16 protein-coding genes are annotated in these 16,978 nt (G+C 74.2%); 13 read left to right on the forward strand and 3 right to left on the reverse strand.

Going from position 1 to position 16,978, the window contains the following annotated elements; translation table 11 throughout:
- Positions 1–143: 143 nt before the first annotated feature.
- Positions 144–914 carry a GNAT family N-acetyltransferase gene (locus tag C3486_RS26750; RefSeq protein ID WP_103835325.1) on the forward strand — a complete coding sequence of 257 codons (771 nt, stop codon included), beginning with the start codon at positions 144–146 and terminating at the stop codon, positions 912–914.
- A 14-nt stretch (positions 915–928) separates the two neighbouring features.
- Here C3486_RS26750 and C3486_RS26755 read toward each other — a convergent pair whose 3' ends face one another.
- Positions 929–2,407 carry an aldehyde dehydrogenase gene (locus tag C3486_RS26755; protein WP_103835326.1) on the reverse strand — a complete coding sequence of 493 codons (1,479 nt, stop codon included), beginning with the start codon at positions 2,405–2,407 and terminating at the stop codon, positions 929–931.
- 300 nt (positions 2,408–2,707) lie between these two features.
- On the opposite strand from C3486_RS26755, the gene C3486_RS26760 reads away from it, so the two are divergent.
- The 10 genes from C3486_RS26760 (at position 2,708) to mug (ending at position 13,325) form a co-directional block, all read left to right on the forward strand.
- The gene (locus C3486_RS26760; RefSeq protein WP_103835327.1) at positions 2,708–3,598 is read left to right on the forward strand and encodes a TIGR03621 family F420-dependent LLM class oxidoreductase; all 891 of its coding nucleotides are present in this window, start codon (positions 2,708–2,710) and stop codon (positions 3,596–3,598) included.
- A 70-nt stretch (positions 3,599–3,668) separates the two neighbouring features.
- Positions 3,669–4,154: a GNAT family N-acetyltransferase gene (locus C3486_RS26765; RefSeq protein WP_103835328.1), complete on the forward strand. Its 486-nt coding sequence runs from the start codon at positions 3,669–3,671 to the stop codon at positions 4,152–4,154.
- Positions 4,155–4,223: 69 nt separating this feature from the next.
- Entirely contained in the window at positions 4,224–5,165 is a 942-nt protein-coding gene (locus C3486_RS26770) for a phenylalanine 4-monooxygenase (RefSeq protein WP_103835340.1), read from the forward strand.
- A gap of 180 nt (positions 5,166–5,345) precedes the next feature.
- Complete coding sequence (locus tag C3486_RS26775; protein ID WP_103835329.1) at positions 5,346–6,695, forward strand: hemolysin family protein; 1,350 nt, start codon at positions 5,346–5,348, stop codon at positions 6,693–6,695.
- A complete protein-coding gene (locus tag C3486_RS26780) occupies positions 6,692–7,714 on the forward strand; it encodes a hemolysin family protein (protein WP_103835330.1) in 1,023 nt (340 codons plus the stop codon). The genes C3486_RS26775 and C3486_RS26780 overlap by 4 nt, the downstream gene beginning before the upstream one ends.
- A gap of 94 nt (positions 7,715–7,808) precedes the next feature.
- Positions 7,809–8,597, forward strand: a complete 789-nt coding sequence (locus C3486_RS26785; RefSeq protein ID WP_103835331.1) for an SGNH/GDSL hydrolase family protein — start codon at positions 7,809–7,811, stop codon at positions 8,595–8,597.
- A gap of 87 nt (positions 8,598–8,684) precedes the next feature.
- The gene (locus C3486_RS26790) at positions 8,685–9,743 is read left to right on the forward strand and encodes an NAD(P)-dependent alcohol dehydrogenase (RefSeq protein ID WP_103835332.1); all 1,059 of its coding nucleotides are present in this window, start codon (positions 8,685–8,687) and stop codon (positions 9,741–9,743) included.
- A gap of 376 nt (positions 9,744–10,119) precedes the next feature.
- Positions 10,120–10,929, forward strand: coding sequence for a DeoR/GlpR family DNA-binding transcription regulator (locus C3486_RS26795; RefSeq protein WP_258053012.1), 810 nt, complete (start codon positions 10,120–10,122; stop codon positions 10,927–10,929).
- Positions 10,930–11,257: 328 nt separating this feature from the next.
- The gene (gene purB / locus C3486_RS26800) at positions 11,258–12,691 is read left to right on the forward strand and encodes an adenylosuccinate lyase (RefSeq protein WP_103835334.1); all 1,434 of its coding nucleotides are present in this window, start codon (positions 11,258–11,260) and stop codon (positions 12,689–12,691) included.
- 82 nt (positions 12,692–12,773) lie between these two features.
- Entirely contained in the window at positions 12,774–13,325 is a 552-nt protein-coding gene (gene mug / locus C3486_RS26805) for a G/U mismatch-specific DNA glycosylase (protein WP_103835335.1), read from the forward strand.
- Here mug and C3486_RS26810 read toward each other — a convergent pair.
- Entirely contained in the window at positions 13,256–13,756 is a 501-nt protein-coding gene (locus C3486_RS26810) for a hypothetical protein (protein ID WP_103835336.1), read from the reverse strand. The two genes, mug and C3486_RS26810, sit on opposite strands and share 70 nt — an antisense overlap.
- Before the next feature lie 127 nt (positions 13,757–13,883).
- Here C3486_RS26810 and C3486_RS26815 point away from each other — a divergent pair, with 127 nt between their 5' ends.
- Positions 13,884–15,041 (forward strand): ROK family transcriptional regulator, encoded by a 1,158-nt coding sequence (locus tag C3486_RS26815; protein ID WP_103835337.1) that lies wholly within the window; start codon positions 13,884–13,886, stop codon positions 15,039–15,041.
- Between the two features lie 93 nt (positions 15,042–15,134).
- Here the strand turns inward: C3486_RS26815 and C3486_RS26820 are convergent, their stop codons facing one another.
- Complete coding sequence (locus C3486_RS26820) at positions 15,135–15,884, reverse strand: GntR family transcriptional regulator (protein ID WP_103835338.1); 750 nt, start codon at positions 15,882–15,884, stop codon at positions 15,135–15,137.
- 242 nt (positions 15,885–16,126) lie between these two features.
- Here C3486_RS26820 and C3486_RS26825 point away from each other — a divergent pair, with 242 nt between their 5' ends.
- The gene (locus C3486_RS26825; protein ID WP_103835341.1) at positions 16,127–16,888 is read left to right on the forward strand and encodes an arylsulfatase; all 762 of its coding nucleotides are present in this window, start codon (positions 16,127–16,129) and stop codon (positions 16,886–16,888) included.
- The last annotated feature ends 90 nt before the right edge of the window (positions 16,889–16,978 follow it).

Consider the following 16,978-nt stretch of genomic DNA (forward strand, 5'->3'; position numbering starts at 1 on the left):
CCGAGAGGCGACCGCCATCGGCAGCCGCACCAGACCGCCCCGACCGGCCTCCCCCGTCCGGTCGGGGCTCTTCTCGTACGGGCGGGCATCATGGACCGATGCGCCCGACGAGCACTCCCCCGGTACGCGATCTGCCGGCCAGGATGACGGACAACCTGGCCGAACACGCCTGCCACCTGCACCGGCGGATGGCCGGCGCGACCGTCACGGAGACCGATGACCTCCTGGTCGCCGACAGCGGCCTGCACGACGACACCTTCAACATCGTCGCGGCGGCCCGTTTCCGGCCCGGTACGGCGCCGGAGCGGATCTCCGGGACGGTACGGAAGCTGACCGCCACCGGCCGTCCGTTCTCCTGGTGGGTGGGGCCGGACTCGGTACCGGAGGACCTGGGCGCGCAGCTGTCGGCCGCCGGGCTGCCGGCGGCCGAGCACGAGACGGCGATGTGGGCCGAGCTGGGCGACGACCTGCCGCGGGCCCACGCGGGCGGCCTGGACATCCGCCCGGTGACCACGCCCGCGGAACTCGCCGGCTTCGCCGCGGTCCTCGCCGCGAACTGGCACCCGCCCGCCGCCACCGTCCGCCGCTTCTTCGACCGCGCGGCCCCGCAGGCGCTGGCCGCCGGCTGCCCGGCCCGCTACCTCGTCGGGTACGCGGCGGACCGCCCGGTCTGCGTGGCCGAGGTCTTCCTGCACGCGGAGGTGGCCGGGATCTACAACATCGCCACCCTGGCCACCCACCGCCGCCGCGGGTACGGCGGCGCGATCACCCTCGCGGCCCTCCGCACGGCCCGCGCCGAGGGCCACCGCACCGCGGTCCTGCAGGCGTCGGCGGAGGGCGCACCGGTCTACCGGCGACTGGGCTTCCGCCCCTGCGGCCGGTACACCGAGTACGCCCTCTCCCCGTCCCCCTGAGCTGTCGCCCGCGGCTAGTAGCTGATGCAGGCCGAGTGCCACTCCGTGTAGAAGTCCCAGACCTGCGGGGAGCACTCCGGCGGGCCGTACTGGGACGCCTTCGCGCCGACGTGCGGGAGGTGCGCGTACGCGCCGACGCCGGGGCGGTTGACGTGCAGCATGCCCGCCTCGAAGCGTTCGATGGCCTCGAAGGCGCGGGACTGCGAGGCGGTGAAGATCGTGCCGGACATGCCGTACTTCACGGAGTTGGAGATCCGCATGGCGTCGTCGAACCCGTCGGCGTCGACCACCGCGAGCACCGGCCCGAACACCTCCTCCTGGGCCAGTTCGCTGTCCCAGGGCACGTCGCGGATGACGGTGGGCTGGACGTAGCAGCCGTCCGGCAGCCCCTCCCCGGTGGCGCGGCCGCCGCCGCACAGCACCTTGCCGCCGTCGCGCTGCGCCCCGGCGACGGCCGCGAGCGCGGCCTCCATCCGGGCCGGGTTGACCACCGGGCAGATCTGCGAGGCGGGGTCGGTGCCGGGCCCGACCTTCATCCCCGCGACCCGGGCGACCAGCCGGTCGAGGAAGGCGTCCCGTACGCGGACGTCGACGACGGCCCTGCTGGTGGCGCTGCACCGCTGGCCCGCCTGCCCGAACGCACCGTGCACGACCGCCTCGACCGCGCCGTCCAGATCGGCGTCGTCCAGCACGATCACCGCGTTCTTGCCGCCCAGTTCGAGCTGGGTGCGGAGCAGCCGGTGCGCGCCGCCGGCATGGATGGCGGTGCCCACGGGGAGCGAGCCGGTGAAGCTGATGCCGGCCACGGCCGGGTTGGCGACCAGTGCCTCGCCGGCCGCGACGTCGCCCTGGACGAGGTTGAGCACCCCGTCGGGCAGCCCCGCCTCGTGGAAGACCTCGGTCAGCAGGGCAGCGGTGAGCGGGGTGAGCGGTGACGGCTTGAGGACGGCCGTACAGCCGGAGAGCAGCGCGGGGGCGACCTTCCACATCGGGATGGCCAGTGGGAAGTTCCACGGCGAGACCAGGCCGACGACGCCGATGGGCCGCCGGAAGGTGTACGCGAAGGTGCGCTCCTCCTCGGCGGGCGCGGTGACGCCGCCGAGCAGCCGGGCCTGGCCGGCGGTGAAGTCCAGTACGGCACGGGCCCTGGCCACCTCGCCCCGTGCCTCGCGGAGGAGTTTGCCCTGTTCCCGGGTGATGGCGCGGGCGAACTCGGCGGCCCGGTCGGTGAGCCGGCGGCCGGCCTCGGTGAGGACCGCTGCGCGGCGGATGGGGCCCAGCTCGCGCCAGGCGGGCAGCGCGGCCGCAGCGGCCTCGACGGCGCGGTCCACGTCGACGCCGCCGGACTCGGCGAACTCCCCGATCCGGTCGGTGAGATCGGCCGGGTTGAGGTTGGTCCTGGTCTGGCCGGACTCGGCCGGGCGCCACCGGCCGTCGATGAAGTTGCGCAGGTGGTGTGCTGCCACGGGCTCCTCGGCTGAAAGGTGTGCCATGCCCCGTCCCTTCGCTGGACATCTGCGGACGCTGCTGCGACGTGCTCGGCCGGCAGCTGTGGCCAGGCTGTCCCAGTGAACGTGCAGACACCATCCGGGAATTGTGAATGGCCCCGATAGCGCTGCCCTATCTGGCACCGTGACGGCGTACGCGCCTGGCACCACGGCGCGGCACCGCGCTTACGCGCCCGCGCCGCCTTCCGCACGTGCGCACGGCCGCCGGTGCCGATGCCGGTGGATGTACGCGGTGCCGGTGGGCGTACGCGGTGCGCCGACAACAGAAGACGATCAGGAGGACCGATGACCCGTCCGTTCCGATTCGGCGTCAACACGCTGGCGATCGCCTCCGGCGACGAGTGGCGGAAGAAGTGCCGGCAGGCCGAGGCGATCGGCTACGACGTGCTGCTCGTACCGGACCATCTGGGCATGCCGGCGCCGTTCCCCGCGCTGATCGCCGCGGCCGAGGCGACCGAACGGCCGCGGGTGGGCACCTTCGTGCTGAACACCGGCTTCTGGAACCCGGCGCTGCTGGCCCGCGAGGTGGCGACCACCGACGCGCTCACCGGCGGCCGGCTCGAACTGGGCCTGGGCACCGGCTACGTACGTGCCGAGCACGAGTCGGCCGGTCTCCCCTGGGGCAGCCCGGGGCAGCGCGTCGACCACCTGGCCCGCACCATCGAGGAGCTGGACCGGCTGCTGGGCGGTCCCGACCACGTGCCGGCCGCCGTGCAGCGCCCGCGGCCGCCGCTGCTGATCGGCGGCAACGGGCCGCGGATGATGCGGCTCACCGCGCGGCACGCGGAGATCGCGGCGTTCCAGGGCGGCCGGCAGGCTCCGGGCAAGCCGGAGGGCACGCTGGAGCTGTCCTCGGCCGAGCAGCTGGACGCGACGGTCGCCCGGTACGCGGAGGCGGCGGCGGACCGCGCGGCGCCGGCCGAACGCAACATCCTCGTCCAGCGCGTGGTGATCACCCAGGACCGCAGGGCGGCGGCCCGCGAGTTCGCCGCCCACGACATCGGCCTGGACGAGGAGCAGCTGCTGGACGCGCCGACGCTGCTGTTCGGCACGGTGCGGCAGATCGCCGACCAGCTCCGCGAGCGCCGGGAACGGTACGGCTTCTCGTACATCACGGTGCTGGACCCGGCGCTGGAGACGTTCGCGCCGGTGATCGAGGAGCTGCACGGCACCTGACCGCCGGTCCCGGCCGTCCGCCCCGTGAAACCCGGTGGACCCGCCGACGCGCCGGTGGTGGGATGCGGCCATGAGTGATCTTCGTATCCGTGCCGCACTGCCCGCCGAGCTGGACGCCGTCCTCGCCTTCTGGAAGCTGGCCGCCGAGGGCACCAGCATCAGCGACGACCGGGACGGCGTGGCCCGGCTGGTCGCCCGCGACCCGGACGCGCTGCTGCTGGCCGAGCGGGACGGCGAGCTGGTCGGCACGGTGATCGCCGGGTTCGACGGCTGGCGCTGCCACCTGTACCGGCTGGCGGTGCACCCGGAGCGGCGCCGGCAGGGCGTCGCGCGCGCCCTGCTGGCCGCGGCCGAGGAGCGGTTCGCCGCGCTGGGCGGCCGGCGGGCCGACGCGATGGTGCTGGACCGCAACGAGCTCGCGCATCAGGCGTGGCACGCGTCCGGGTACGCGCCGGAGCCGCAGTGGAGCCGCTGGGTCCGCCACCTGGCGGAGCCGCGGGTGTCCGCCGGCGCCGGCGCTCCCGCCCCGGGCGCCGGCGGCGGGACCGGCGCGTAAGGCGGACGCAGCCGGGGTGTGCGGCGCGTTGCCCGGTACGCGCCGCCGGCCCGGCCGACCATGCTGTTCATGATCGATGTGATGGCGCAGACGCCGGTCACCCCCGAGGGCCGGCTGGGCAGGGCCGAGGAGCACCCCGGGAACGCCGACCGCGCGTACGTCCGGCGGCGGAACCGCATCACCGCGCTCGCGGCGGGGCACCGGGTCGGCGCGCCCTCGCCGCCCGTGGAGTACACCGAGGAGGAGCACGCCACCTGGCGGGCCGTGCTCGCCGCGCTGGCGGAGGCGCAGCGGGGCCGGGTGTGCCGCGCGGTGGCCGACGCGCGGGAACGGGCGCCCGTGCCGGCGGGGTACGTGCCGCAGCACGCCGAGGTCGGCGACCGGCTGCACGCGCTGACGGGCTTCCGCTTCACGCTGGCCGGGGGCATCGTGCCCAACGCGCGGTTCCTCGGTTCGATGGCCGACGGCTACTTCCACGCGGTGCAGTACGTACGGCATTCGGCGATGCCGCTGTACACCTTCGAGCCCGATGTCATCCACGACATGCTGGGCCACGGCACCCACCTGTGCGACCCGTGGTTCGCCGAGCTGTACCGCACCGTGGGCCGGGCCGCTTCCCGGGTGACCTCCGACGACGCGCTGGACCTGATCAGCCGGGTGTACTGGTACACGCTGGAGTACGGCGTCGTCCACGAGGGCGGCCGGCCGAAGGCGTACGGGGCCGCGCTGCTGTCGTCGTACGGGGAGCTGCGGCGTTTTGACCGGGCCGACGTCCGGCCCTGGGACCTCGCGGACATCGCGGCGCGCCCGTACCAGGTCGCGGGCTACCAGCCGGTGCTGTTCGCCGTCGAGTCGCTGGACCACCTGTCCGAGACGCTGCACGGATTCCTCGACGACTTCGACGAGTCGACCCGTGACCGGCTGGGGCTGCCGCCGCTGGAGCGCAGGGGTTTCATGGGGCGTCCCGCGCCGGACGGGGCCGGCGCCCACACGGGCCGGCCGAACAAATGATCAAGCGCGTTCTTTGCCCGTCCTTTACTATGGATAGTCCCCTCGCTGCTGGATACACGGAATCCGCGGCACATTCCCCCGAGAAAGGTGTGAGCGTCCGGCCATGGGCGACCCTCCTAGTGGTAGTCGACATAGCGCGAACCTCCCGGTCCTGTTCGATCATGGGACGGAGGTGACCCGATGACCGAGCTGCTCCTGCTGGCCGTGGCGCTCCTGCTGACCCTGGCCTGCGGCGTCTTCGTCGCCGCCGAGTTCTCGCTGACCACGGTCGAGCGCAGCGACCTGGAACGCGCCGCCGAGCGCGGTGAGCGCGGCGCGGACAGCGCCCTGAAGGCCGTACGCAGCCTGACGTTCCAGCTCTCCGGTGCCCAGCTGGGCATCACGGTCACCGGCCTGATCATCGGCATGCTCGCCAAGTCCTCCATCGCCGCGCTGCTCGCCGGCCCGCTGGAGGCCATGGGCCTGCCGCGCTCAGCGGGCGACAGCGTCGCGCTGGTCCTCGGCACCGCCATCTCCACCGTCGTCCTGATGGTCGTCGGCGAGCTGGTGCCGAAGAACTGGGCGATCTCCAGCCCGCTGCCCATCGCCAAGCGGGTGGCCACGCTCCAGCGCGGCTTCAGCCACGCGTTCAAGCCGCTCATCGGCCATCTGAACAACACCGCCAACCGCGTGGTGCGCCGCATGGGCCTGGAGCCGGCCGAGGAGCTGGCCTCCGCGCGCGGCCCGCAGGAGCTGGTGGCGCTCGCGCGGCACTCCGCCAAGGAGGGCGCGCTGGAGCCGGACACGGCCGAGCTGTTCGTCCGCACGCTGAGCCTCGCCGACCTGACGGCGGAGAACGTCATGACGCCGCGGGTGCAGGTCACGGCCCTGGACGTGCAGTGCACGGCCGAGGACGTGGCCAACGCCACCCGCGCCACCGGCCTGTCCCGCTTCCCGGTCTACCGCGGCAGCCTGGACAGCGTCGTCGGCGTCGCGCACATCAAGGACGTGCTGGCCATACCGGCTCCGCGACGGCGCCGGCACCCGATCGCGGAGATGCTGCGCGAACCGCTGCTGGTGCCGGAGACGCTGCCGGTCAACGAACTGCTGGACCGGCTCTCGGGCAAGCGGACGATGGCCGTGGTGATCGACGAGTACGGCGGCACGGCCGGCGTCGCGACGCTGGAGGACATCGTCGAGGAGGTCGTCGGCGAGGTCGTCGACGAGCACGACCCGCAGGAGACCCCGGACCTGGCGCCCGCCGGCGTGGACGAGGACGGGCGCACGCTGTACGACGCGGACGGCGCCGCCCGCGCCGACCAGCTGGAGCGGATCGGCCTGCGGATGCCGGAGGGCCCGTACGAGACGCTGGCCGGACTCATCGCGACGGAGCTGGGCCGCATCCCGGCACAGGGCGACGAGCTGACCGTCGCGGGCTGGCGGATGGACGTCATGGACGCATCGGGGCACCGCGCGGCGCGCGTGCTGCTGCACGCGCCGGCCGCCGGTGACGAGGACGCCGCGCACACCGCCGAGGAGGCCGCCCGATGACCGCGCTGCAGCTCTTCATCGGCCTGCTCACACTGGTGGTCAACGCGTTCTTCGTCGGCGCCGAGTTCGCCCTGATCTCGGTGCGCCGCAGCCAGATCGAGCCGTACGCGGAGGAGGGCGACCGCCGGGCGCGCAGCGTCCTGTGGGGCCTGCAGCACGTCTCCGCGCTGATGGCCGCTGCCCAGCTGGGCATCACGCTGTGCACCCTGGTGCTCGGGGCGGTCGCCGAACCGGCCATCGCCCATCTGCTGGAACCGCTGTTCCACGTCACGGGCGTGCCCGAGGCGCTGGTCCACCCGGTGTCCTTCGTGATCGCGCTGGCGCTGGCGACCTACCTGCACATGCTCTTCGGCGAGATGGTGCCGAAGAACGTGGCGCTGGCCGAGCCGGTGCGCAGCGCGCTGCTGCTCGGCCCGCCGCTGGTGGCCATGGCGCGGGCGCTGCGGCCGGTGATCTTCGCGGTCAACTCGTTCGCGAACGGCCTGCTGAGGCTGTTGCGGGTGGAGGCCAAGGACGAGGTCGCCGCGACCTTCTCCGACGCCCAGCTCGCCAAGATGGTGGAGGACTCCTCCGACGCGGGCCTGCTGGACGACCGGGGCGCCGAGCGGCTGCGGGACGCGCTGGAGCTGGGCCGCCGCCCTGTCCGCGACGTGGTCCTGCCGCTGGAGAAGGTGGTGTACGCCCGGCTGGGCGTCACGCCCGAGGGCCTGGAGGACCTGGCCGCGCGGTCGGGCTTCTCCCGCTTCCCCGTGGTCGACGACTCCCGCCGCATCATGGGCTACCTGCACGTGAAGGACGCGCTGGACGCGATGCCGCGTGACCTGCCGTTCCAGGTCTCCTCGATGCGGCCGATCGCGCGGGTACGGGCCGCCACGCCGCTGGACGACGTACTCACCGCGATGCGCGGCTCGCGCACCCACCTCGCCGCCGTGATCGGCGACGACGGCCGGCTGGCCGGGCTGGTCACGATGGAGGACGTGCTGCGGGAACTGGTGCTCCAGCAGCGCCCGGCGGCCTGACGCCGGCCCGCGAGGGCCTGACGGCAGCGTTCGAGCGCCTTGCGGCACCTCCCGGCGCGGGCGGTCCTGTACTGCGTATAGGATCGCTCGCGCCATGGAGATGAGTGCTCAATACACCAGTTTTGTCGCGGTCGGTGACTCCTTCACCGAGGGCATGTCCGACCTGCTGCCGGACGGCTCGTACCGCGGCTGGGCCGACCTGCTCGCCGCGCGCCTCGCGGCCCGGACGCCCGGCTTCCGGTACGCCAACCTCGCGGTGCGCGGCAAGCTGATCGGGCAGATCGCCGAGGAGCAGGCACCCGCGGCCGCCGCCATGAACCCGGACCTGGTCACGCTGGTGGGCGGCCTGAACGACGTCCTGCGCCCGAAGTGCGACGTGGCACGGGTGTGCGCGCTGCTGGAGGAGGCCGCAGCGACCCTCGCGGGCTCCTCGAAGCAGCTGGTGCTGATGCGCAGCCCGGGCCGGCAGGGCCCGGTCCTGGAACGCTTCCGCCCGCGCATGGAGGCACTCTTCGCCCACATCGACGACGTGGCCCGGCGGCACGGCGCGATCGTCGTGGACCTGTACGGCTCGGCGTCCCTGGGCGACCCGCGGCTGTGGGCCGACGACCGGCTGCACCTGACGGCCGAGGGTCATGAGCGGGTGGCCGAGGCGGTCTGGCAGGCGCTCGGCCTGGAGCCGGAGGCGGAGTGGGACGCCCCGCTGCCGCCGCCGGTGCCGCCCGGCTGGGTGGCCCGGCGCACCGCGGACGCCCGCTTCGCGCGCACCCATCTGCTGCCGTGGATCGGCCGCCGACTCACCGGCCGCTCCAGCGGCGACGGCCGCCCGCCGAAGCGCCCTGAGCTGCTTCCGTACGAGCCGGAGGGGCCGTCGGGCGCGTAGCGGCGGGCCCACGACTTCCCGTAGCAACCGCGCGCAGTTATCGCAAAATGCGTTAACAGAGCGGCCTTCCTCTGCTAGGAAAGTCGTATGCCCACCACCGCTCAGTACGACATCGACGTCCCGGAGACGATGCGCGCCGCCGTGCTCGTCGCGCCGAAGCAGCTGGAGATCCAGGAGCGGCCCGTGCCCAGGCCCGGGCCGGGGCAGGTGCTCGTACGGGTCGAGGCGGTCGGCGTGTGCGGCTCGGACGTGCACTACTACGAGCACGGGCGGATCGGCGACTTCGTGGTCCGCTCCCCCATGGTCCTCGGGCACGAGCCGGGCGGCACCGTCGTCGCGCTCGGGCCCGGCGCGCGGCGGCACACGCCGGGACAGCCGGTGTCGATCGAGCCGGGCGTGCCCTGCGGCCGGTGCGCGCAGTGCCGGCACGGCCGGTACAACCTCTGCCCCGACGTGTCGTTCTACGCCACGCCGCCGGTGGACGGGGCGCTGTGCGAGTACGTGGCGGTGGACGAGGACTTCGCGCACCCGGTGCCGGAGTCGCTGGGCGCGGAGGGCGCGGCCCTCCTCGAACCGCTGTCCGTGGGCGTGTGGGCCTCCCGCAAGGGACGCGTGGCGCCGGGCTCGCGGGTCCTGGTGACGGGAGCCGGGCCCATCGGGCTGGTCGCGCTGCAGACCGCGCGGGCCTTCGGGGCGAGCGAGGTGGTGGTCACCGACGTCGCGCCGCAGCGGCTCGCCGTCGCCCGCGAGCTGGGCGCCACCGCGACCGTGGACGCGCGCGGGACCCGGCTCGCCGACACCGGTTACGAGCCGGACGTACTCCTGGAGTGCTCGGGCGCCCCGGCCGCCGCCGAGGAGGGCCTGCGGGCGCTCGGCCGGGCCGGGCGCGCGGTGCTGGTCGGCATGGGCGGCGACACGGTCCCACTGCCGCTCGCGCACGTACAGAACTTCGAGATCGAGGTCACCGGCACGTTCCGCTACGCCAACACCTGGCCGACGGCCATCTCCCTCGCCGCCTCCGGCGAGGTGGACCTGCCCCGCCTGATCACCCACCGCTACGCCCTCGAGGACACCACGTCCGCCCTCACCGCAAGCACGGCCGATCCATCGGCGATCAAAGCGGTGGTGTGCCCACAACCGGCCTGACCGGCGCAGGGAAGCGGGACGAGGAAGGGCCGCACGGGAAAGGCCGCACCACCGGCCACCGGACCGGGCGAGCGCGAACGACGGACGGCCGGGCCGGGCGAGGCCGGACGATGGACGGCCGGGCCGGGCACGGCCGGGGGGGCGGACGGTCGGGCCGCGCACGGCCGGGCGGCGGACGGTCGGGCCGGGCCAGGACCGACCAAGGGCGGAAGGCTGCCGGACGGCAGGCGGCCGCGCGGCGGACAGGAAGTCGCCGAGGAGTGGCCGTACTCAGGACGGCCGGGCCGGCCGAGGCCGGACGATGGACGGCCTGGCCGGGGAAGGCCCGGCGACGGGCGGCCGGGCCGGAAGGGGCCCGGCCGGGGAAGGAGGCGGGGTGTCTGCCAAGGCTCGGTTGTCGCAGGCGGCGGTTGAGAGGCGGCGGCAGGACGTGCTGCGGTACGTCGCCGAGCGGGGCGAGATCCGTATCGACGCCCTCGCGGCGCACTTCGGGCTGAGCCTGATGACCATGCACCGCGACCTGGACGACCTCGCGGGGCGCGGCCTGCTGCGCAAGGAACGCGGGCGCGCCGTGGCCTTCCCGGCCCTGACCATGGAGACCGCCACCCGCTTCAGGGAGGGCGCGAACCGCGAGGTCAAGGCCGCGCTGTGTGCCGCGGCCGCGGAGCGGATCCGGCCCGGCAGCACGTTGCTGATCGACGACTCCACCACGCTGTACCCGCTGGCCGACGCACTCGCGACGACCGAGGGCATCAGGGTCGTCACCAATTCGGTGGGCCTCGCGCAGCGGCTGTCCGCGGCCGCCGGGACGGACGTCACACTGCTCGGCGGGCAGTACCAGGGCGACTTCCACTCCTGCACCGGACCCGAGGTGACGCGGACGCTGTCCCGCATCCGCGCCGACCTCGCGCTGATGTCGGCGACGGCGGTCCACGACGGCCGGCTCTTCCACCCGCTTCCGGAGTTCGTCGAGGTCAAGGAGGCGATGCTGGCCGCGGCGGCGAGCAGCCTGCTGCTGGCCGACCACTCCAAGTTCGGCAAGACCGCGACGTACGGTTACGGGGACGTCGGCCGGTACGAGGCGGTGCTCACCGACCCGGGCACGGACGCGCGGGAGACCGCCGCGATGCGCGAGCTGGGCGCGACGATCACGATCGTGGCGTACGGGGGCGGGGCATCGTCGTAGCGTTCGGTGCAGCGCCTCCGGCGCAGTGGCTTCGGTGCAGGGGCTTCGGTCAGCGGCTCCGGCCTCGCTGCTCCGGCGTAGCGGCTCCGGCCTCGCTGCTCCGGCGCAGCGGCTCCGGTCCAGCTGCTCCGGTGCGCCTGCGTGGCGGCCCGCCCCCGCGCGCACCGGACGGCGGCGCGCCGGACCGCTGCGCGGCGGGCGGCGCACACCGGACGGCGGCGCACACCGGACGGCGGCGCACGTCGGACGGCGGCCCCCGCGGCTTGTAGTAAGCCACAATCCGGACCGTGGCGCTGGCCTGCGCGAACGAACAGTAGAATCGGCTCACGTGACTGCAAAGCCCCGCATCCCCAATGTCCTGGCCGGCCGCTACGCCTCCACGGAGCTGGCCGTCCTGTGGTCCCCCGAGTACAAGGTCAAGCTGGAGCGGAAGCTGTGGCTCGCCGTGCTCCGCGCGCAGAAGGACCTCGGCGTTGAGGTGCCCGAGCAGGCCCTCGCCGACTACGAGCGAGTGCTGGACAACGTCGACCTGGCCTCCATCGCCGAGCGCGAGAAGGTCACCCGGCACGACGTGAAGGCCCGGATCGAGGAGTTCAACGCCCTCGCCGGCCACGAGCAGGTCCACAAGGGCATGACCTCCCGCGACCTGACCGAGAACGTCGAGCAGCTCCAGGTCCGCCTCTCGCTCGAGCTGATGCGGGACCGCACCGTCGCCGTCCTCGCCCGCCTCGGCAAGCTGGCCGGCGAGCACGCCGAGCTGGTCATGGCCGGCCGCTCGCACAACGTCGCAGCCCAGGCCACCACCCTCGGCAAGCGCTTCGCCACCGCCGCCGACGAGCTGCTCGTCGCCTACGGCCGCCTCGAGGACCTCCTCTCCCGCTACCCGCTGCGCGGCATCAAGGGCCCCGTCGGCACCGCGCAGGACATGCTCGACCTGCTGGGCGGCGACGCCGGCAAGCTCGCCGAGCTGGAGCAGCGCATCGCCGGTCACCTCGGCTTCGCGCAGAACTTCACCTCCGTCGGCCAGGTCTACCCCCGCTCGCTCGACTACGACGTGGTCACCGCCCTGGTGCAGCTGGCCGCGGCGCCGTCCTCGCTCGCCAAGACCATCCGGCTGATGGCCGGCAACGAGCTGGTCACCGAGGGCTTCAAGCCCGGCCAGGTCGGCTCCTCGGCGATGCCGCACAAGATGAACACCCGGTCCTGCGAGCGCGTCAACGGCCTGATGGTCATCCTGCGGGGCTATGCCTCGATGGCCGGTGAGCTCTCCGGCGACCAGTGGAACGAGGGCGACGTGTCCTGCTCCGTGGTCCGCCGCGTCGCGCTCCCGGACGCGTTCTTCGCGCTGGACGGCCTGCTGGAGACCTTCCTGACCGTCCTGGACGAGTTCGGCGCCTTCCCCGCCGTCATCGCCCGCGAACTGGACCGCTACCTCCCCTTCCTCGCCACGACGAAGGTGCTCATGGGTGCCGTGCGCGCCGGTGTGGGCCGTGAGGTCGCGCACGAGGCGATCAAGGAGAACGCCGTCGCCGCCGCGCTCGCCATGCGCGAGCAGGGCGCCGAGCGCAACGAGCTGCTGGACAAGCTCGCCGCCGACGAGCGCATCCCGCTCGACCGCGACCAGCTGGCCGAGGCGATGGCCGACAAGCTGTCCTTCACCGGCGCCGCCGCCGACCAGGTGGCGGCCGTGGTCGCGCGCATCGAGGAGATCGCCAAGGCGCACCCCGAGGCCGCGGCCTACGCGCCGGGCGCCATCCTCTGACCCCGCGTCCGTCACCCCCGCGTCCGTCGCCCCGGCGACCGTCGCCCCCGCGTCCGCTGCCCCTCCGTACGATCGGAACGCCGTGCCGCGCCTGACCCCCGAAGAGCTGGAAGCCGCTCGTGACCGCCTCGTCCCCGACGTGGCCGCGAGCGGGCTCCGGGTGCTCTTCTGCGGTATCAACCCGGGCCTGATGTCGGCCGCGACCGGGCACCACTTCGCCCGGCCCGGCAACCGCTTCTGGCCCACGCTGCACGCCGCCGGCTTCACCCCCCGGCGGCTGCGGCCCGACGAGGAGCAGGAGCTGCTGCGGTACGGCGTCGGCATCACCAACGTCGTACGGCGGGCCACGGCGCGCGCCGACGAACTGACGCCGGAGGAATTCGAGGAGGGCGGCCGCGAGCTGGAGGAGAAGGTGCGCCGGCTGCGGCCGGCCTGGCTGGCGGTCGCCGGCGTCACCGCCTACCGCGCGGCCTTCGGCGACAAGCACGCCAAGGTCGGGCCGCAGGAGCGGACCATGGGCGACACCCGCATATGGGTGCTGCCCAACCCCAGTGGTCTGAACGCTCACTGGAACCCCACCACCCTCGCGGAGGAGTACGGCCGGCTCCGCGCCGCGGCGTTCGCCGAGGACTGACCGGCCTGCCGGGGCAGCGGCGGGCCTCCGCCGCCGTCCGGCCACACCGCGGCCACCAGCTCGTACGGCAGATGCTCGGCGGCCCTGCCCACGCCGGTCGCCACCCGGCACTCCCCCACCGTCCAGGCGTGCGCCGTCGTGGTCAGCGCCGACAGGCCAGCCAGCGGCGGCCACTCCGGCAGTCCCATGGCCGACCGCTCCAGATGGGGCGTCAGGTCCAGCACACCGGGCGGGCCCCAGCGTAAGGACAGCACCCCGTCCAGTGCTTCCCGCTCCGCTTCGAACTCCTCGGCGGCGGCCCGCGCGTCGGCCGGATCGGCGTCCCAGAACTCCTGGCTCACGTGCAGCCGGAGCAGGCGGCCGGTGCCGCCGGGCGCGGTGAGCGCGGCGTCGATCGCGGACAGATGACCGGGAAACTGTTGCGTCGTCATGTCACCAGTAAAGACCCAGGGTCTGACAACCGGCCGTCACAGGCCGTGACCAGCGAAGTTCGGGGCTCGCCGAAGCCCGCCCGACCGGTTACGATCCCGCAAACACGCGAGGCGAGGGAGACGGACGGTGGGGCGGCTGACCGGCGGGGACCCCTCTCTGCTGCGGCGGATCAACTCCGCCGTGGTACTGCACGCGCTGCGCGCCGCCGACGCCCTGACCCTGACTCAGCTGGTCCAGCTCACGGGCCTGTCCCGGCCGACAGTCGAGGGTGTCGTGGAAGGGCTGATCGAGTCGGGGCTGGTCGTCGAGGCGCCGGCGGACGAGGCCGCGGCACGGCGGCAGGGACGCCCTGCCCGCCGGTTCCGCTTCCGTGCCGAGGCCGGGCACCTGCTGGGCATCGAGATCGGCGCGCACCGGGTTTCCGCGCTGCTGTCCGACCTGTGCGGCCGGGTACTGGGCTCGGTCCAGCACGACGTGGACGGGTCCACCCCGGCCGACCGGCGTCTGGCGTGCGTCCGGGACACCGTCGCCGAACTGCTGCTGAGCGCCGGCGTGGCCCGTGACTCGCTGCGCGCGGTGGGTGTCGCCGGGCCCGGCATCGTGGAGGCCGACGGCAGGGTACGGCTGGGCACCGCGCTGCCGGGCTGGACGGGGCTGCCGCTCGGTGAACGGCTGCGCAAGTCCTTCCGGTGCCCGGTGCTGGTGGAGAACGACGCCAACGCGGCGTGCGTGGCCGAGCACTGGAAGGGTGCGGCGGCCGGCTCGGACGACGTGGTGTTCGTCCTGGCCGGGCTGAGTCCGGGCGCGGGTTCGCTGATCGGCGGGCGGCTGCACCGCGGCTTCGGCGGGGCGGCCGGGGAGATCGGCGCGCTGCATCTGCTGGGGCGCGAGGCAACTCCCGAGACGCTGCTGTCGACGACCGGCGAGCCGTTGCATCCGCTCGACGAAGCGCAGGTCGCGAAGGTGTTCACGCTCGCGCGCGAGGGCGACGCGCGCGCCCGGGACGCGGTACAGCGTTTCATCCAGCGGCTGGTGCACGACGTGGCCGCGCTGGTCCTGGCCCTCGATCCGGAGATCGTCGTCATCGGCGGCTGGGCGGCCGGCCTGGACGGCGTACTGGACCCGCTGCGCGCCGAACTCGCCCGCTACTGCCTGCGCCCGCCGCACGTCGCCCTCTCCGCCCTCGGCGAGACCGCGGTGGCGACGGGCGCGCTCCGCCTGGCCCTCGACCACGTGGAGGAACAGCTCTTCGCGGTGGAGGGCACGGTCACGGCCCGCCGGTAACGGGATGGTGGCCTGCGCTGACCCGACGCCGGGCCCGCGGTCCGGCCGTTGAGTGGGGGACGGCCGGGTGCGGGCAACGGCGGTGACGGGCGGTCAGCCGGCCAGTGCGGCGAGGTTGTCGTGGTCGCCGAAGGTCAGGCGGCAGGTGTCGGCGCGGTACGTGGAGACCGCGACGGCGGTGATGCGGCCGCCGGTGACGTAGCGCGTGGTGACGACCAGGACGGGCGCGCCGGGCAGCCGGTCCAGCTGCTTGGCGTCCTCGGCCCGGGCCGAGCCCAGCTCCACGGCGCGCTCCTCGCCGTCCAGGTCGAGCCGCTGCAGTTCGCGCAGGACGGCGCGGGCGCGCGCCACGGCGCCGGTGGTGGCGTCGGTCACGCCGGGTACGGACCCGGCCGGTACGTAGAGCAGTTCGGCCGCGACCGGCTGGCCCTGGTCGACCCGCGTGCGCCGCACGACGTGCACGGTGTCACCGGCACCGGCGCCCAGTGCCTCGGCGACGGCCGCCGGGACCGATCCGCCGTCCACCGTCGCCGCGTCGACCGGCTGCCAGGCGTCGCCGGGCGCGCCGGGCCAGCTGTGGCCGGTCCGGTCCACGGGCACGCCCATGCGGGGCGGGGCGACCGTGGTGCCGACGCCGCGGCGGCGCTGCAGCCGGCCTTCCAGTTCGAGCTGCTCGAGCGCCTGCCGGAGCGTGGCGCGCGCGACCCCGAAGCGCGCCGCGAGCTCCCGCTCGTTCGGCAGGATCTCGCCGACCGCGAACTCCGAGTCGAGCGCGTCACTGAGCACGGTCTTGAGGTGCCAGTACTTCGGTTCCTGCGCCGTGTCGAGCTGCGTGGTCCCCACCCTGTCCTCCGCAATCGCCGGGTCCCCGGGCCGTCTCCGGGGGCGTCCCCGGTGTGTCCCGGGGTTTTGAGCGCTTCTTTATTAAAGGTTGTTGCAGTATGCCTGTGACGATATGGGCGGCCCCACCCTTGGTCAAGACCAATCGGCGTTCCGATGCCTTGGCGTGACTGGATCAACACGCACGGACACGGCCGCCGGAAACCGCGGGCATTCCCTGCGTGCCGGCGGGTACGGTCCTCGGCATGCTTGCCGTACTGCACACCTCCCCCACCCATGTCCCCGTCTTCGACGCGCTGCGCGACGACGAGGCGCCCGCGCTGAAGCTCCGTCACCTCGTGCACCCGGAACTACTGGACCGGGCGCGGGAGGCCGGGCCCGAAGCGGTGTCCGACGACGTACGGGGTGCGCTCACCGCGGCGGTGGCGGAGGGCGCGACGGCCGCGTTGTGCACGTGTTCAACGATCGGCGGCGTCGCCGAGGCGGCAGCGGCGGACCTCGGGGTGCCGGTGCTGCGCGTGGACCGGCCGATGGCCGCGGCCGCGGTGGCGGGCGGCGAACGGATCACCGTCCTCGCTTCGGTGGCGAGCACCCTGGCGCCCACGGCCGCGCTCATCGAGGAGGAGGCCGAGCGCGCCGGGCGGCGCGTCGTCGTCCGTACGCACGTGGTGCCGGGCGCCTGGGAGCGCTTCGAGGCGGACGACCACGAGGGCTACCTGGACGCGATCGCCGAGGCCGTACGGGAGGCCGACACGGACGGGAGCGCGGTGACGGTGAACGAGGCGGTGGACGGCGCGCCGGGCGGCACGGAAGGGCCCGGAGGAGCCGCCGCCCCCGGCCACGGCTCCGGCGGCGCTGCCGCGCCCAAGAGCGCGCACGTCATCGTGCTGGCGCAGGCGTCCATGGCGCCGGCGGCCGAGCGCGCCGACGTCCGTACGGAGGTCCTGGCGTCCCCGCGGGCCGGCCTCCGCGCGGCGGCCCGCGCGGCCGGGGTCATGACCCGCTAGCCGGACGCCGGGCCGCGCGGAAGAGGCCCCCGGGCCGCGGCCACGCACGCACCGCGGCGACGCACGCCGGCCGCGGCGGAACGGCATCAA

It is taken from the genome of Streptomyces sp. Ru73, assembly GCF_002920575.1.
GTDB lineage: Bacteria > Actinomycetota > Actinomycetes > Streptomycetales > Streptomycetaceae > Streptomyces.

What these genes read in the sequence shown, in the direction of transcription:
- C3486_RS26810 (WP_103835336.1), bottom strand. Translation starts at nt 13,756, where the DNA reads ATGACGACGCAACAGTTTCCCGGTCATCTGTCCGCGATCGACGCCGCG.
- C3486_RS26775 (WP_103835329.1), top strand. Translation starts at nt 5,346, where the DNA reads ATGACCGAGCTGCTCCTGCTGGCCGTGGCGCTCCTGCTGACCCTGGCC.
- C3486_RS26785 (WP_103835331.1), top strand. Translation starts at nt 7,809, where the DNA reads ATGGAGATGAGTGCTCAATACACCAGTTTTGTCGCGGTCGGTGACTCC.
- C3486_RS26765 (WP_103835328.1), top strand. Translation starts at nt 3,669, where the DNA reads ATGAGTGATCTTCGTATCCGTGCCGCACTGCCCGCCGAGCTGGACGCC.
- C3486_RS26760 (WP_103835327.1), top strand. Translation starts at nt 2,708, where the DNA reads ATGACCCGTCCGTTCCGATTCGGCGTCAACACGCTGGCGATCGCCTCC.
- C3486_RS26755 (WP_103835326.1), bottom strand. Translation starts at nt 2,407, where the DNA reads ATGGCACACCTTTCAGCCGAGGAGCCCGTGGCAGCACACCACCTGCGC.
- C3486_RS26825 (WP_103835341.1), top strand. Translation starts at nt 16,127, where the DNA reads ATGCTTGCCGTACTGCACACCTCCCCCACCCATGTCCCCGTCTTCGAC.
- C3486_RS26770 (WP_103835340.1), top strand. Translation starts at nt 4,224, where the DNA reads ATGATCGATGTGATGGCGCAGACGCCGGTCACCCCCGAGGGCCGGCTG.
- C3486_RS26790 (WP_103835332.1), top strand. Translation starts at nt 8,685, where the DNA reads ATGCCCACCACCGCTCAGTACGACATCGACGTCCCGGAGACGATGCGC.
- C3486_RS26780 (WP_103835330.1), top strand. Translation starts at nt 6,692, where the DNA reads ATGACCGCGCTGCAGCTCTTCATCGGCCTGCTCACACTGGTGGTCAAC.
- C3486_RS26750 (WP_103835325.1), top strand. Translation starts at nt 144, where the DNA reads ATGACGGACAACCTGGCCGAACACGCCTGCCACCTGCACCGGCGGATG.